Raw genomic sequence first — 14,615 nt, 5'->3', positions numbered from 1 at the left:
ACATACCCCCGGGGGGACCGCATGAACGTCACGGCCTTCGCCGAGCGGCGCCTACGCGTCGTCGTCTCCGGTCTGTCCTCCGACGCCCACCTGTGGAACCTCGTGTACCTCCAGCTGCTCCTGGAGGACCTCGGGCACGAGGTGGCCAACCTGGGCAACACGACACCCGACGCGACCATCGTCGAGGCCTGCCGCACGGGCCGCCCCGACCTGCTCGTCGTCAGTACGGTCAACGGCCACGGACGTACGGACGGGCTCCGGCTCATACGCGCCCTCCGCGCGGTGCCGTCCCTGGCGGCCCTGCCCGTCGTCATCGGCGGCAAGCTCGGCATCGACGGCCGCGACCACGCCGACGCGCGCCTGACGGCCGCCGGATACGACGCGGTCTTCGACGACGCCGCCGAGGGCGGCCCCGAATCCGGGCTGGCGCGCTTCGAGTCCTTCCTCGGGGACCTGGCGGCCGGCCACTCCCACGGGCGGCCCTCCGCAGGGGCCGGAGCCGCCTGATGAAGCCCACCGACCGGTTCACCGCCTTCGTCGACCACGCCCGTGCCGAGGGGCGCCTCGTCGTCCAGCCGCGCATGGGCTTCGGCGAACTCCACCGCATGCGCGCCGGCCTGCGCGCCGTACGCGACGCGGACGCCACCACCGTCGGCACCGTCACCCTGGACAGCTACACCCGCTGCCACGACGACGGGACGGCACGCCGCGCGCTGCGGGACGACCCCGCCGGGCTCAACGGCTTCCCCCTCCTCGCCCACGGCGTCCCCGCGGTGCGGTCCCTCCTGCGGACCTGCTCGTCGGACGGCTTCCCCGTACAGATCCGCCACGGCACGCCCCTGCCCCTGCGGCTCTTCCGCGCGATGGCCGAGGCCGGGGCGGACGCCACGGAGGGCGGCCCCGTCTCGTACTGCCTGCCCTACGGCCGGGTGCCCCTCGCACGGGCGGTCGCCGAGTGGAGCGCGGGCTGCGAACTCCTCGCCGCCCAGCCCGTGCCTCCGCACATCGAGACCTTCGGCGGCTGCATGCTGGGCCAGCTGTGCCCGCCGTCGCTCCTGGTCGCGCTCTCGGTGCTGGAGGCCATGTTCTTCCAGGAACACGGCCTGCGCGGCATCTCGCTCAGCTACGCGCAGCAGGTCCACCAGGGCCAGGACCTGGAGGCGCTCGCGGCGCTGCGGCGGCTCGCCGGCGAGCGGCTGTCCACCCCGCACCACCTCGTGCTCTACACCTTCATGGGCGTCTTCCCGCGCACCGAGGGCGGCAGCCGCCGCCTCCTGGCCGAGAGCGCCCGCCTGGCCGTGCACGGCGGCGCCGAACGCCTGGTCGTCAAGACCCCGGCCGAGGCCCACCGGATCCCGACCGTCGAGGAGAACGTGGCCTCGCTGGAGTACGCGGCCGCCACGGCCGCCACCACCGCCGTGGGCCGCGCCGACGGCCCCCGCGCCACCGAATCCGGCCTGTACGAGGAGGCCCGCACCCTGGTCGACGCCACGCTGGAGACGGGCCGGGGGCTCGGTGAGTGTCTGGTGAAGGCCTTCGCCCGGGGTGTCCTCGATGTGCCCTACTGTCTGCACCCCGACAACGCCAACCGCGCCCGCGCCACCATCGACGACCGCTCCGTGCTCGCCTGGAGCCGGTCCGGCGCCATGCCCGTGACGGCGACCGCCGCGGCCCCGGTCACCGCGAGACGGCTGACCGGGCTGCTCACCTTCAACCGTCGGCGCTTCGACCACGACGCCGGACGCCACCCGCTGAGGAGCGCCTGATGACCCGCCCCGTCCCGGCACCGAGGCTGCGCGCCACGGGCCGTTCCCTGTCCCGCCCGGCCCCGCACGCCCCGTCCCGTACGGCGAACGTCCCGGCACCGCACGACGGGAGGCCCCCCGAGTCCCGCCGGACCGCGACGGCGACGCTGCGCGCCGCCCGTGCCAGGGGAGCACTGCGGGCGGCCGTCTCGCAGGGCATCCACGGACTGTCGCGGCGTACACCGGAAGGGCGCTGGACGGGGCTGGACACCGACATCACGCGCGCCGTCGCGGCGGCCGCCCTCGGTGACCCCGAGGCCGTCGACTGGCGCCCCGTCACGGCGGGCGACCGGCTGACGGCGCTCGAAGAGGGGCACGCCGACCTGACGACGTGCAACCTGACCTGGACCATGGGCCGGGAGGCCACCCGCAGGGTGCTCTTCGCCGGCGTGACCTGCTACGACGGCGAGGGATTCCTGGTCCCGGCGGACTCCGGCGTCACCGACCCCGCCGATCTGGCGGGCCGCCGCCTCGCGGTCCACAAGGGCTGCACGACCGCCTTCAACCTGGACGCCTGGTACGGCCCGCGCGGCCTGGAGGTCGAGGCCGTCCCCTTCGACGACCCGGCCGGCGCCCTCGCCGCGTACGCCGACGGGGACTGCGCGGCCTACGTCCTGGACCGCACCGCACTCGCCGGCGCCAGGTCCCGGCTGCCCCGGCCCCGGGACCACCACATCCTGCCGGTCTCGATCTCGCGTGAGCCGATGGCCGTCGCGGTCCACGAGACCGACCCGCGCTGGTTCCGCCTGGTCCGCTGGGTGCTGCAACTGCTGCTGGCCGCCGAGCACGAGGGGCCGGAGGCCGCGGCCCGGCACGCCGGTCCGCACGGGCCGGCGGTCGGACTGGACGAACGGTGGGCCGGCCGGGTCCTGTCGGCGGTCGGCACGTACGCCGACATCTACGAGCGGAACCTCGGCGCCGCCTCCGGCCTGGACGTACCCCGTGGACTCAACCATCTGTGGACCTCGGGCGGGCTGCACTATCCCGTGCCCCTCCACTGACCCGCCCCTCGCCCAGAACGGAGAAGTCCGAATGACTCTCGTCACCGACCCCACCGCCCCACGCATCGCCATCATCGGTGCCACCGGAGCCGTGGGCAGCACCCTCATCGAACTGATCGAGGAACGGGACCTGCGCTACCGCGAGTTGTACCTCGTCGCGTCGAGCCGCAGTGCCGGCCGCCAGATCCCGGTGGGCGGACAGACCCACGAGGTGCGCTCCCTGGAGGACTTCGACTTCGGACTCGTGGACATCGCGTTCTTCTCCGCCGGAACCTCCGTCAGCAGGGCCTGGGTACCCGCCGCCGTCGCCAAGGGCGCGCTGGTCATCGACAACACCCGCGCCTACCGGATGGACCCCGACACCCCGCTCGTCGTCCCGCAGACCAACTACGCCGTCCTGGACCGGCCACCGGGCAGCGGCATCATCGCCAACCCCAACTGCTCGACGATCCCCCTGGTCCGGGTGCTCCAGCCGGTGGAGCGGCGCTGGGGGATCCGGCAGGTCGTCGTCAGCACCTACCAGGCCGCGTCGGGGCAGGGACACCAGGGCATCGAGGAACTGCTGGAAGGCACCGAGGTCGCCCTGCGCGACCCCGACGCCGACCTGCCGTCCGAACGGTTCAGCCCACCGCTCGCGTTCAACGTGGTCCCCTTCGTCGACGAGCTCCAGGACAGCGGATTCACGCTGGAGGAGCAGAAGATGGTCCAGGAGTCCCGCAAGATCCTCGGCCTGCCCGATCTCGACGTCACCGCCACCTGCGTCCGCGTCCCGGTCGTCAACTCCCACTCCGAGGCGGTCTGGGTGCAGACGCGGGAGCCGGTGGACCGCACCGAACTGGTCGGCCTGCTCGGCCGCCAGGCCGAGGTCACCGTGCACGACGCCGAGAACCGGGCGGCGTTCCCGACCCCCCTCAAGGCGGGGCACCCCGACCATGTGCACGTCGGCCGGGTACGGGTGTCACCGCACAACCCGCGCGGCTTCTGGCTGTGGCTCGTCTCCGACAACCTGCGGGTCGGCGCGGCCCTCAACGCCGTCCAGATCGCCGAATACGCCCTCGCCCGCGGCTTCCTGTCGGGAGGAGTGCGGTGAACACGCCGGTTGTCCTGAAGTTCGGCGGCTCCACCTTCCGCACCCCCGAGGCCTACCACGAGCTCGCGGCGGGACTCGACGAGCGCATCCGCCGCGAGGGCAGGCCGACGGCCGTGGTGGTGAGCGCGATGCAGGGGGAGACCGAGAGACTGCGCGACAGGCTCCACGAGGTCGACGCCCAGCCGGGCGCGGCCACCGCCGCCGGCCTGCTGACCACGGCCGACCTGGTCAGCGCCCACCTGCTGGCCGGCGCGCTGCACAGCAGGGGGCGCACCGCCACTGTCCTCGCGGGACACCAGCTGGGGCTGACCACCAACGCCTCGTTCCTCTGGGCCCGGGTGACCAGGATCGATCCCCGGCCGCTGCGCCGCGCGCTCGCGGAGTACGAGGTCGTGGTGGTGCCCGGGGGCCAGGCGGTCGACGCCGAGGGGCGGCCGACCTGGCTGGGCAAGAACAGTTCCGACCTGTCCGCGCTCGCGGTCGCCCGCGCCGTCGGCAGCCGCTCCTGCGAGATCCACTCCGACGTCGACGGGATCTACACGTCCGACCCCCATCTGATCACCGGGGCCAGGATGCTCCCGGAGGTCTCGTACAACATGGCGGCCCTGATGTCGCTGTACGGCGCGAAGGTACTGCACCGCCGCGCCGTCCAGCTGGCACTGCGGCACCGCATCGAGATCCTCCTGCGCTTCAACCGGGCCCCGTACACGATCGGTACGACGATCGGCGGAGCGGGAACCCAGGCCGGGGCCGTGGTCTTCAACCAGCGGTCGGTGGTCCTGGACTACCCCGACGAGGCGCGCGCCGACGCCGCGCACCACGCCTTCCACCTCGAAGGGCTCGACGTCGTACGCCTCAGCACCCGGCCGTCGGTGGCGGTCGTCGGCGGATACGTCGACACGGAGGCCGTCCAGCTCCGGCACGGGGTGGCGCCCGGCCGGGAGGCGGGCGTGCCCGTCGCGGAGATGCGCGGGAGCAAGGTCACCACGCACGTGGCCGACAGCGCTGCCGACGCGCTGCACCTGGCACAGCGGTTGCACGACGCACTGGACCTCCCGGTCCTGCGGACCGGCACACGAGGAGGGGTACGAGCGACATGAGCGTGGCCACCACGACCTTCACGTACCTGGAACTGCCCGATGACGTACGGGAGTCGATCGGCCGCGCACTGGCCGGGCTGCCCGATCCGGGGCATGACTTCGACGGGGCCACCGCCCGATGCCACCAGATCTTCGCGACGCTGCCGCTCGGACTGCTGCGCGCCGTGCTGGACTTCGGCAGGCACATCGACGCCCCGGGCGTCGCCCTGGTGCGCAACCTGCCCGTCGACACCGCGACGGGGCCCACACCGCTGGACGGCGGACCGGGCCTCGGGAAGAGCGGCTTCGTCAGCGAGGGCGTGCTGCTGGGCCTGACCGGTCTGCTCGGCGAGGCACTCGGTGTGCTCACGGAGAAGGGCGGCCGGCTGGTCCACGACGTCGTTCCGGTCGCCGGCGGCGCCCGGACGCAGACCAACCAGAGCTCGGCGGTCTTCCTGAACTTCCACAGCGACATCACCTACGACGCGACCGGCCGCTACGACGTCGCCAACCCCGACTTCCTCGTGCTCAACTGCCTGCGGGGCGACCGCTCGGGAGGGGCGGTCACCTATTACGCGGACGCCCGCGACCTGTGCCGCCGGCTCGACACCGGGGCGCTGGAGCTGCTGCGCCGTCCGCTCTTCCGGCTCAACGCGCCGGGCAGCTACACCCGCAGTGCCGCGGGCGGCGCGGAGGTGCTGTCCCACCCGGTGCCCGTGATCAGCGGTACCGGGGAACACCCGGAGATCGCCGTGTCGGCGAACGGGGTCCGCGCGCTCGACCGGGAGGCGGAGGCCGCCTTCGAGCACCTCCAGTCGGTCGCCCGGGAGGTGGCGCACGCCGTGCGGCTGGAGCCGGGACAGGCCCTGCTCATCAACAACCGCAAGGGCATTCACGCCCGTTCACCCTTCGAGGCCCGCCACGACGGCCGTGACCGCTGGCTCCAGCGGACCTATGTGCGGCGGAGCCTCTGGGACATCCGGTACCGGGTGACCCCCGAGGACCGCCGTGTGCACTTCTGACCACCGCGCGCGCCGTCACACGGCGCGGTGGTCACCCCGCACATGGGACGAGCACGGCGCCCGGGTCCCGGCGCCTCGAACGCCGGGATCCGCGCGTCGTGCTCGTCCTGCTCGTCCTGCACCCGCCCCCCAGGTACAGCCGGTCCGCGTCAGGCGGTCCGGCGCGGCCAGTGCAGAGTTCCTGTGTCATCGCAGCGCGTTTCATGACCGGTTGCGGTCGCATTCCTCTGGAACACCGTTGCTCCTCGGTATTTCGGCACGGTTTCAGGAAAGGGAAGAGAGCGCGGCGGTCGCACCGGTGCCGGTGGGCGGGACGACGTCCCACTTGTCGTCGGCGACGATAACTCTGCTCGAAGTTTCGTCCGTTCCGGTGCTTGTGGTCGTCAAGTCCACGGAGTGAAAGATTCCGATTGCGAGGGCGGTTGCCGCGATGCCGTGAGTCAGGAAAGTACGTGCCTTCATGTCGAGTCCCCCCAGTGAGTCTCATTTGCTTGCGGCCCCGTCTGGCCGCACTGGAAATCTGTCAGGTTCAAAGATCCAGTTCGAGAGCCACGGGGTGTCCTATGATGGAGCGGCAGCAAGTGGATAGCGACATATCGGGCATGCGATGGGGGTTGGATGCCGATGGACGAGCAATACGAACTGGACGAAGTAGCCGTCGCGACTTACGAGTTCGCGCTGCGCACCGGTTCCTTCGGGGACGAGGACGTGGCCGGCCATCTCGGTGTCGACGTCCGCCTGGTCACCCAGGCGCGCAAGACCCTGCAGGATCTGAGGCTGCTCGCCTCGACGGGGGACGATCGCGCCGTGGTGGCGCTCGACCCCGAGATCGCCGAGGCGGAGCTGGTCACGCCGCTGGAGCTCTCGATCGCCCAGCGCCGCCGCGAGATCTCCAGCATCCACCAGCAGCTGCGTGCCCTGTCCGCGATGTACCGCGCGCGGGCCCAGCCCGAGCCGGAGGACGTACCGATCCGTGTCCTCGACGACTTCGAGGACGTACGGCGCGAGATCGACCTGGCGCGAAGACGGTGTACGGAGGAGCGCATCACGCTCCAGCCCGGCGGAGGCCGCAGTGCCGAACTCCTCGACCAAGACCTGTTGCAGACCCTGGAGATGCGCGAGCGCGGTGTCCGGATCCGGACGCTGTACCAGCACACCGCGACCGCCAGCCTCGCGACCCGCGCCTACGTACGCCAGATATGCGAGGCGGGCGCCGAGGTCCGCACCGCCGAGGAACTCTCCGAGCGGCTCATCATCTACGACCGCAAGCTCGCCTTCATCCCCAAGGAACGCACGGGCAAGGAGCCGCCCGGCGCGGCGATCGTCACCGACCCCACGATCGTCGCCTATCTGTACAGGTCCTTCGAGTCGGTCTGGCAGGGGAGCCAGGCCTTCGACATCGGCGAGACCGCCGAGTACCACCACGCCGAGGACCTGCGGATCTCGGTCGTCCGGCTGATGGCCATGGGCCTCAAGGACGAAGTGATCGCCCGCCGTCTGGGAATTTCCACGCGCACATGCCGCCGTCATATTTCCGGAATCATGGGGGAGGTCGGAGCGACCAGCCGATTCCAGGCAGGGATCCTGCTCGCCAAGCAAGGGCTCGGACAGGACGACGAAAGCGTGGCCGTTTCCTGACGGCGTCTGTCCTCGATTAGACAGCTGGCAGTTCTGGCCTCACCCTCCGGTGGGCTGATTTTCTTGTGTCCGCCACGTTCGGCGAAAACCGGACCTCGGAGGGGACATGGATATTCGGCAGTTGGCGACGTTTCACAAGGTGGGGACGCTGCTCAGTTTCACTCGCGCGGCGGCTGAACTGAAGTATGCGCAATCCAGTCTGACCGCCCACATCAAGAGCCTCGAGGAATCGCTGGAGGTCAGCCTTTTCGACCGCCTCGGTGGCCGGATCGAGCTCACGGAGGCCGGTCGGCGGCTGCTTCCCTACGCCGAGCAGATGCTCACGCTCGCCGGCGAGGCACGGGGCGCCGCCCTGGGTTCCGACGAGCCCACGGGCGCGCTCACCGTCGGATCCATGGAGAGCATCACCTCCTACCGCATGCCGATGCTGCTGGAGTTCTTCCACCACCGTCACCCGGCCCTCCAGATCGTCCTGCGCCCCAGCCTCTGCGCCGAGACCTGCCACGCCCTGCGCCAGGGCCTGTTCGACCTCGGCTTCCTCATGGAGGCCGAGACCCGCCACCCGGGCGTCCAGACCGAGGTCCTGGGCTCCGAACCGCTGACCCTCGTGGCCGCTCCGGGACACGCGCTGGCCCGGGCGGAGAAGGTGACCACCGAGGACCTCCGCGACGTCCAGGTCCTGTCCGCCGAAGCGGGCTGCGCCTACCGGGAACTCTTCGAGACGGAACTGAACGACGGCACCGGGGAGTCGCTGCCCTTCCTGGAGTTCGGCACGATCGAGTCCATCAAGCGCGGGGTGTCCGCCGGACTCGGCGTCAGCCTCCTCCCCACGGCCACGGTCGCCGACGCCCTGGAAGCCGGCACCCTGGTCTCCCTGCCCTGGGCCATCCCCTTCACGGTGTACACCCAGATCGCCTGGCGGCGGGGCAAGACGCTGACCCGTGAGATGCGGGTCTTCATCGACCAGACGATGCGGTTCCTCACCGAGGAGTACGCCCAGTAGTCCACGCGGCACCGGACCCATGACCCGCCCATGACCCGCCCCTGACCGGCAGGGACCGCTCCCGCGCGACTCGCCCGGGAGACGGCCGTCGTACGAGGTTCGACGCGCCCCGATGTGGAAAGCTCTATCGGAGCACGCCGCTCACGGACGCGCCCACGGAGCCGCTTCGGCGCGCCCCCGGGACACCCGAGGACCGCGGCTCGGAGGTTTTCCCGAGCTCCGGCGGTCCCGGCCGCCACATCCTCGCGTTGCCTGCCGTCACCTGGACCAGGAGCATCTGTCATGGATTTCGGACTCGTCCTCCAGACCGACCCGCCCGCCTCTGCCGTCGTCGGACTCATGCGCCGCGCGGAGCGGAACGGATTCCGCTACGGCTGGACCTTCGACTCGGCGGTGCTCTGGCAGGAGCCCTTCGTCATCTACAGCCGGATCCTGGAACACACCGAGCGAATGCGCGTCGGGCCGATGGTGACGAACCCGGGGACCCGCACCTGGGAGGTCACCGCCTCCACCTTCGCCACGCTCAACGACATGTACGGCAACCGCACCGTGTGCGGCATCGGGCGCGGTGACTCCGCCATGAGGGTGGCCGGCCGCAGCCCCAACACCCTGGCCCGGCTCGGCGAGGCCATCGACGTGATCCGGGACCTCGCCGAGGGACGTGAGGCCACCGTCGACGGGCAGCCGGTCCAGATCCCGTGGGTGAAGGACGGCAGCCTCCCCGTCTGGATGGCCGCGTACGGACCCAAGGCGCTCGCGCTCGCCGGGCAGAAGGCCGACGGCTTCATCCTCCAGCTCGCCGACCCCTACCTCACCGAGTGGATGGTCAAGGCGGTGCGCGACGCGGCCGCCGAGGCCGGCCGCGACCCGGACTCCGTCACCATCTGCGTGGCCGCGCCCGCCTATGTGAGCGAGGACCTGGACCACGCGCGCGAGCAGTGCCGCTGGTTCGGCGGCATGGTCGGCAACCACGTGGCCGACCTCGTCTCCCGCTACGGCGAGCACTCCGGACTCGTACCCGAGGCCCTCACGGAGTACATCGCGGGACGCTCCGGCTACGACTACAGCCACCACGGCCGTACCGGGAACCCGGACACCGCCTTCGTCCCCGACGAGATCGTGGACCGCTTCTGCCTGCTGGGCCCCGCCGAGGCCCACATCGAGAAGCTCCAGGCCCTGCGTGACCTGGGCGTCGACCAGTTCGCGGTCTACAACATGCACGACGCGCGTGAGGCGACCATCGACGCCTACGGCTCCACGGTCATCCCCGCGCTGTCCGCCTGACGCCCCGCCACGTCCCGCCGCCCGCCCGCAGCGGCTGTCCAGGCACCGCATCCCCGCGCCCCGCACGGCACCTCTCCCGAGCGAAGGGTCACGCCACCATGACCGCTACCGTCCCACCCGTCCCACCAGCCTCGTCCGGGGAGCCGATAACCGGCCCGCCGGGCGGCCGGGTCGAGCTCGCCCCCGGGGCCGTGCCCGCCGGCTCCCGCTTCGTCAACGACGACCTGCTGCCCGTGCCCCTGGAGCGGCGCCGCTGGACGACGTACAACTTCGCGGCCCTGTGGATCGGAATGGCCCACAACATCCCGTCCTGGCTGCTGGTCTCCGGGCTCGTCGCGCTCGGCATGGACTGGAAGCAGGCCGTCCTCACCATCGCGCTGGCCAACGTGATCGTGCTGGCACCGATGCTGCTCACCGGGCACGCCGGACCCAAGTACGGCATCCCCTTCCCGGTCCTGGCGCGGGCCTCCTTCGGACTGCGCGGCGCCAACCTGCCGGCGCTGATCAGGGCGGCCGTCGCCTGCGCCTGGTTCGGCATCCAGACCTGGATCGGCGGCGTCGGGATCTTCACGCTGCTCGGCAAGATGTTCGGCGGCTGGGCACAGGCCGGTGAGGTCGGCGGGCAGCCCTGGACGCTCTGGCTGTGCTTCGTCCTCTTCTGGGCGCTCGAACTCGCCATCATCCACCGGGGGATGGACACCCTGCGCCGCTTCGAGAACTGGGCCGCGCCCTTCGTCATCGTCGGCGCGGTGGTCCTGCTCGTCTGGATCGCGGTCAGGGCCGGCGGATTCGGGCCACTCCTGGACCAGCCGTCCGCGCTCGGCTGGGGCGCGGACTTCTGGCCGGTCTTCTTCCCGTCCCTGATGGGGATGATCGCCTTCTGGTCGACGCTCTCCCTGAACATCCCCGACTTCACCCGCTTCGGTGCCGGCCAACGCGCCCAGATCCGGGGCCAGGTGCTCGGGCTGCCGACCACGATGACCTTCTTCGCCCTGCTCTCCGTGTTCGTCACCTCCGGCTCCCAGGCCGTGTACGGGGAGGCGATCTGGGACCCGGTCCAGCTCGTCGCGAAGACCGACAACGTCTTCGGCCTGCTCCTCGGACTGATCACCGTGCTGGTCGCGACCATCTCCGTGAACATCGCGGCCAACGTCGTCTCACCCGCGTACGATCTGGCCAACCTCGCCCCGAAGTTCGTCAACTTCCGTACGGGCGCGCTGATCACCGGGATCGTCGGTGTCCTGATCATGCCTTGGAAGCTCACCGAGACACCCGAGCTGTACATCTTCACCTGGCTCGGCCTGGTCGGCGGTCTCCTCGGCACCGTGGCCGGGATCCTGATCGCCGACTACTGGATCATCCGCCGCACCGTGCTCGACCTCCCCGACCTCTATCTGCCGGGAGGCCGTTACTGGTACCGGGGCGGCTGGAACTGGCGCGCCGTCGTGGCCTTCGCCGTCGGCGGCGTCCTCGCGGTGGGCGGCTCCCACTCGGCCCCGGGCAAGGGCCCGTTCCCGGCCGACGGGCTGATCCCGTTCCTCCGACCGCTCGCCGACTACGGCTGGGCCGTCGGCCTGGTCTCCTCGCTGCTCCTGTACACGGTGCTGAGCCGGGGCGTCAGGACTGCGCGGGACCCCGGCCGAGCACGGCGCTGACGTCCACCGTCTCGTCCGCCGGGGGCGTGGCCGTGGGCACCGGCTCGTCGAAGCCGGAGAAGTCCACGGCCGCGTCCGCCCCTGCACCGCGCACGGTGATCCGCACCGGGTGGTGCTTGCCGCCGGTGTCCACGTACGCCGTCAGCCTCTGCTCGCCGAGGGCCCTGGTGACCGGGACGGTCCGTACGCCGTCGACCGCCGTCACCTTCCCCTTGCTGTAGCTCCCGGCGCCGGAGCCCGCGTTGTCGGAGACCAGTTCGCGGAACGTGTCCAGGTCGCACGCCTCGACGACGGGGCGCAGCCGGGAGTCCGAGGCGGAGCCCTTCATGTACCGCCCGGCCAGGACGGCCTCGAAGGCCGAGCCGCCGACCGGGACCTGGTTCTCCCAGAAGGCCGCGTCCGGTTTCAGCCAGACCGAGTCGCCCCGTTTGACGATCTTCACCGAGCCCTTGTCCTCGCCCAGGTCGACCCCGCCCGCGCAGTTGCCGTTCCGGTCCAGCGTGAGGTCCACCGTCATCGGGGAGCGGCCCTTCCCGAGGTCGCCCCGCGCCCGCAGGTGGACGGAGCCGGCGTCCAGCAGGGCGTCACGGGAGCGGTCGGCGATCTGCTCGGCGGGGAGCGACTCGATGTCGTCGTCCGCGTGGGCCGCCGTACCACCGGCGACGGCGAGCACGACCACAGCCGCGCAGGCGCCCGCACGGGTGGCGATGCGCTGTCCTGCCACGGCGCCTCCTCGGAAACGTCCCTGCTCAGGGCCTTGCAAGCGGGAATCACCCACCTAGCGAGCGTACGCCCGCGTACGGACGCGCGCAGGACGGCCGGGAGGACGGAGGTTGACCGGATGTGCCGGGGACGGTACTGCTGGGCCGGTGCACACCGGTCGTGCACCGGCCGCGGCGACAAGGGGGAGCAAGGTGTTGTGGGGCAGGAAAGAGACGGGCGGGCTGCCGAAGATCCCGCGCAGTGTGGATCCACGGCGGGCCCGTACGCTGCCGGTTCCGGCCGAGGCGCAGGCCGACGCGCGCATGTTCATGCTCGGGGGCGATGCCATCCGCGCGGTCAAGGTGATCGTGGACTCGACCGGCTACGACCTGCGTCAGGCCCGGGACATCGTCTACGCGCTGGTCTACGACATCGAGGTGCCGAGGGGACGCTGAGCCACGGCGCGGCGCCCCTCACCGCCGGGTGACCGGCCTGCCGGGCCGCCCCCGGCCCGGCGAGTCCGTGGCCGGGTGAACCGGCGAAAAGGCGTGGGCCACAATGGGGGCACGAGGCGACGGGGATCAGGAAGCCGGTGCGAGTCCGGCGCGGTCCCGCCACTGTGACCGGGGAGCGGTCCTCCTGTATGTCACTGTCCGCGGGTGCGGACGGGAAGGCGGAGGAGAGCGATGATCCGGGAGCCAGGAGACTGACCCGTCGCCGGTCCGACAGCAGGGGCGAGGACACCCCGGAGAGGATCGACTGTGACGAGGCATGCCCGGAAGGCATCGGGTCCGCGGCCCGGCGGCCGCCCCGAGCCCGGCAGGCGGAGCGTACTGGCCGCCGGAGGCGCCCTGGGGCTGGCGGCGTCCGGCCTGCTCGCCGGCTGCGGCGGGGACACGAAGGACGGGGGAGGCGGCGACCGGTTCCGCGCCGCCTTCACGGCGGGCGGCTCGCAGGAGACCCTCGACCCGCATGTCGCCCCGAACTTCGTCGACCAGGCCCGCGCCAAGGCCCTGTACGACACCCTCGCCACCTACGCGGACGACATGTCCGTCCGCGGGCGGCTCGCGGAGTCCTGGGAGAGCGACACCTCCGGCACCCGCTGGCGCATACGCCTGCGCAGGGCGGATTTCCACGACGGGAAACCGGTCACCGCCGGGGACGTCCTGTACAGCTACCGGCGCGCCGCCGACCCCGCGACCGGCTCGCCCTCGCAGGTCCTGCTCTCCGCGATCGACTTCGACGCCTCCAGGGCCGACGGCGAACGGTCCGTCCTCCTCGTGCTGAAGGCACCCAACTTCGAGTTCCCCACCGTCCTCGCCGGCCCCGGCACCGAGATCATCCCCGACGGGACGACGGACTTCCGTGAGCCCGTCGGCTCGGGCCCCTTCACCTATGTGTCGTTCACACCCGGCGGCACCGCCCGGTACCGGCGCTGGGCCGACCACTGGGACGGTGCCCCGCACATCGCCGAGCTGGAGATCGTCCCCGCGAACGAGGAGTCGGCGCGGCTCAACGCCCTGCTGTCCGGGCAGGTGCACTACGCCGCCGACATGGCCGGCGCCTCCGTGGAACGGCTGAAGAAGGAGGGCTCCACGCGGCTGCTGACCGCGCCGCGAGCCACCGCGCAGCAACTGCTGCTGCGCACCGGCCGCAAGCCGTTCGACGACCCCCGCCTGATACGGGCCGTACAGCTGGGCATCGACCGGGAGGCGCTGGTCCGGGTCGCGCTGGCCGGTCACGGCGAGGTCGGCAACGACCTGTTCGGGATGGGCCTGCGTGGCTACCCGGCCGACCTGGAACCCCGTGAGCGGGACGTCGACGAGGCGCGGAGGCTGGTCGGGGAAGCCGGTGCGGAGGGCCTGTCCGTCACCGTCGAGACCAGCTCCGTCGACGCCGCGTGGGAGCCCGCCGCAGAGCTGATGGGCCGTCAGTTGCGGGAGATCGGGCTGAGGATGACCTCCAACACCCGGGCCTCCAGCACGTACTTCAGCGAGATCAGGACGCAGGGGGTCGCCGCCTTCAACACCACCTCCACCCTGCCGGTCTCCGACTTCCTCCAGCAGCGGGTCCGTGGCGGCGCGGCCCGCAACCAGACGCAGTACGCCTCCAAGGAGTTCGACGCGCTGCTGGACCGCGCCCGTACGACCCGGGAGGAGCGGGAACGGCTGGCGTTGCTCGCCCGGGCCCAGAAGATCGCACGGGACGGGTCGGGGCTGCTGGTGTGGGCGTTCTCCGACGCCAACGACGCCGTCGGACCGTCGGTGCGCGGCCTGCGCGCCGCACCGCCCAACTCGCACGACTGGGCCCGGTTCGACCGGGTCCGCGTCGGCTGA

At 71.7% G+C, this 14,615-nt stretch carries 13 protein-coding genes and 1 riboswitch; of the genes, 12 read left to right on the top strand and 1 reads right to left on the bottom strand.

What is annotated here, in order from left to right; genetic code table 11:
- Positions 1-21 precede the first annotated feature (21 nt).
- From ACZ607_RS06405 to ACZ607_RS06360, 10 genes are all read left to right on the top strand, one after another.
- On the top strand, positions 22-507 hold the full coding sequence (locus ACZ607_RS06405) for a cobalamin B12-binding domain-containing protein (protein ID WP_469732331.1): 486 nt from the start codon (positions 22-24) through the stop codon (positions 505-507).
- Positions 507-1,766 carry a methylaspartate mutase gene (locus tag ACZ607_RS06400; RefSeq protein WP_469732329.1) on the top strand — a complete coding sequence of 420 codons (1,260 nt, stop codon included), beginning with the start codon at positions 507-509 and terminating at the stop codon, positions 1,764-1,766. The genes ACZ607_RS06405 and ACZ607_RS06400 overlap by 1 nt, the downstream gene beginning before the upstream one ends.
- A complete protein-coding gene (locus ACZ607_RS06395) occupies positions 1,766-2,806 on the top strand; it encodes an amino acid ABC transporter substrate-binding protein (RefSeq protein WP_469732328.1) in 1,041 nt (346 codons plus the stop codon). Before ACZ607_RS06400 ends, ACZ607_RS06395 begins: the two co-directional genes overlap by 1 nt.
- A gap of 31 nt (positions 2,807-2,837) precedes the next feature.
- Positions 2,838-3,896: an aspartate-semialdehyde dehydrogenase gene (locus ACZ607_RS06390; protein ID WP_469732326.1), complete on the top strand. Its 1,059-nt coding sequence runs from the start codon at positions 2,838-2,840 to the stop codon at positions 3,894-3,896.
- Positions 3,893-4,996: an amino acid kinase family protein gene (locus ACZ607_RS06385; protein ID WP_469732324.1), complete on the top strand. Its 1,104-nt coding sequence runs from the start codon at positions 3,893-3,895 to the stop codon at positions 4,994-4,996. The genes ACZ607_RS06390 and ACZ607_RS06385 overlap by 4 nt, the downstream gene beginning before the upstream one ends.
- On the top strand, positions 4,993-5,997 hold the full coding sequence (locus ACZ607_RS06380; RefSeq protein WP_469732322.1) for a TauD/TfdA family dioxygenase: 1,005 nt from the start codon (positions 4,993-4,995) through the stop codon (positions 5,995-5,997). Before ACZ607_RS06385 ends, ACZ607_RS06380 begins: the two co-directional genes overlap by 4 nt.
- A 624-nt stretch (positions 5,998-6,621) precedes the next feature.
- Complete coding sequence (locus ACZ607_RS06375; RefSeq protein WP_469732320.1) at positions 6,622-7,635, top strand: helix-turn-helix transcriptional regulator; 1,014 nt, start codon at positions 6,622-6,624, stop codon at positions 7,633-7,635.
- Positions 7,636-7,756: 121 nt separating this feature from the next.
- Positions 7,757-8,638 carry a LysR family transcriptional regulator gene (locus tag ACZ607_RS06370; RefSeq protein ID WP_469732318.1) on the top strand — a complete coding sequence of 294 codons (882 nt, stop codon included), beginning with the start codon at positions 7,757-7,759 and terminating at the stop codon, positions 8,636-8,638.
- Between the two features lie 282 nt (positions 8,639-8,920).
- A complete protein-coding gene (locus ACZ607_RS06365; RefSeq protein ID WP_469732316.1) occupies positions 8,921-9,922 on the top strand; it encodes a TIGR03842 family LLM class F420-dependent oxidoreductase in 1,002 nt (333 codons plus the stop codon).
- A gap of 98 nt (positions 9,923-10,020) precedes the next feature.
- Entirely contained in the window at positions 10,021-11,577 is a 1,557-nt protein-coding gene (locus tag ACZ607_RS06360) for an NCS1 family nucleobase:cation symporter-1 (RefSeq protein ID WP_469732314.1), read from the top strand.
- Here ACZ607_RS06360 and ACZ607_RS06355 read toward each other — a convergent pair.
- Positions 11,540-12,301 carry a hypothetical protein gene (locus tag ACZ607_RS06355; protein ID WP_469732312.1) on the bottom strand — a complete coding sequence of 254 codons (762 nt, stop codon included), beginning with the start codon at positions 12,299-12,301 and terminating at the stop codon, positions 11,540-11,542. The genes ACZ607_RS06360 and ACZ607_RS06355 overlap by 38 nt on opposite strands.
- Positions 12,302-12,491: 190 nt before the next feature.
- Between ACZ607_RS06355 and ACZ607_RS06350 the strand changes: the two genes are divergently transcribed.
- Positions 12,492-12,734, top strand: coding sequence for a hypothetical protein (locus ACZ607_RS06350; RefSeq protein ID WP_469732310.1), 243 nt, complete (start codon positions 12,492-12,494; stop codon positions 12,732-12,734).
- A gap of 127 nt (positions 12,735-12,861) precedes the next feature.
- Positions 12,862-12,988, top strand: a riboswitch (cobalamin riboswitch).
- 52 nt (positions 12,989-13,040) lie between these two features.
- Positions 13,041-14,615, top strand: a complete 1,575-nt coding sequence (locus tag ACZ607_RS06345) for an ABC transporter substrate-binding protein (protein ID WP_469732308.1) — start codon at positions 13,041-13,043, stop codon at positions 14,613-14,615.

It is taken from the genome of Streptomyces sp. NPDC104381 (assembly GCF_055583745.1).
Note: the sequence above shows the minus strand (reverse complement) of the source record. Positions and strands in the feature narration are given on the sequence as shown.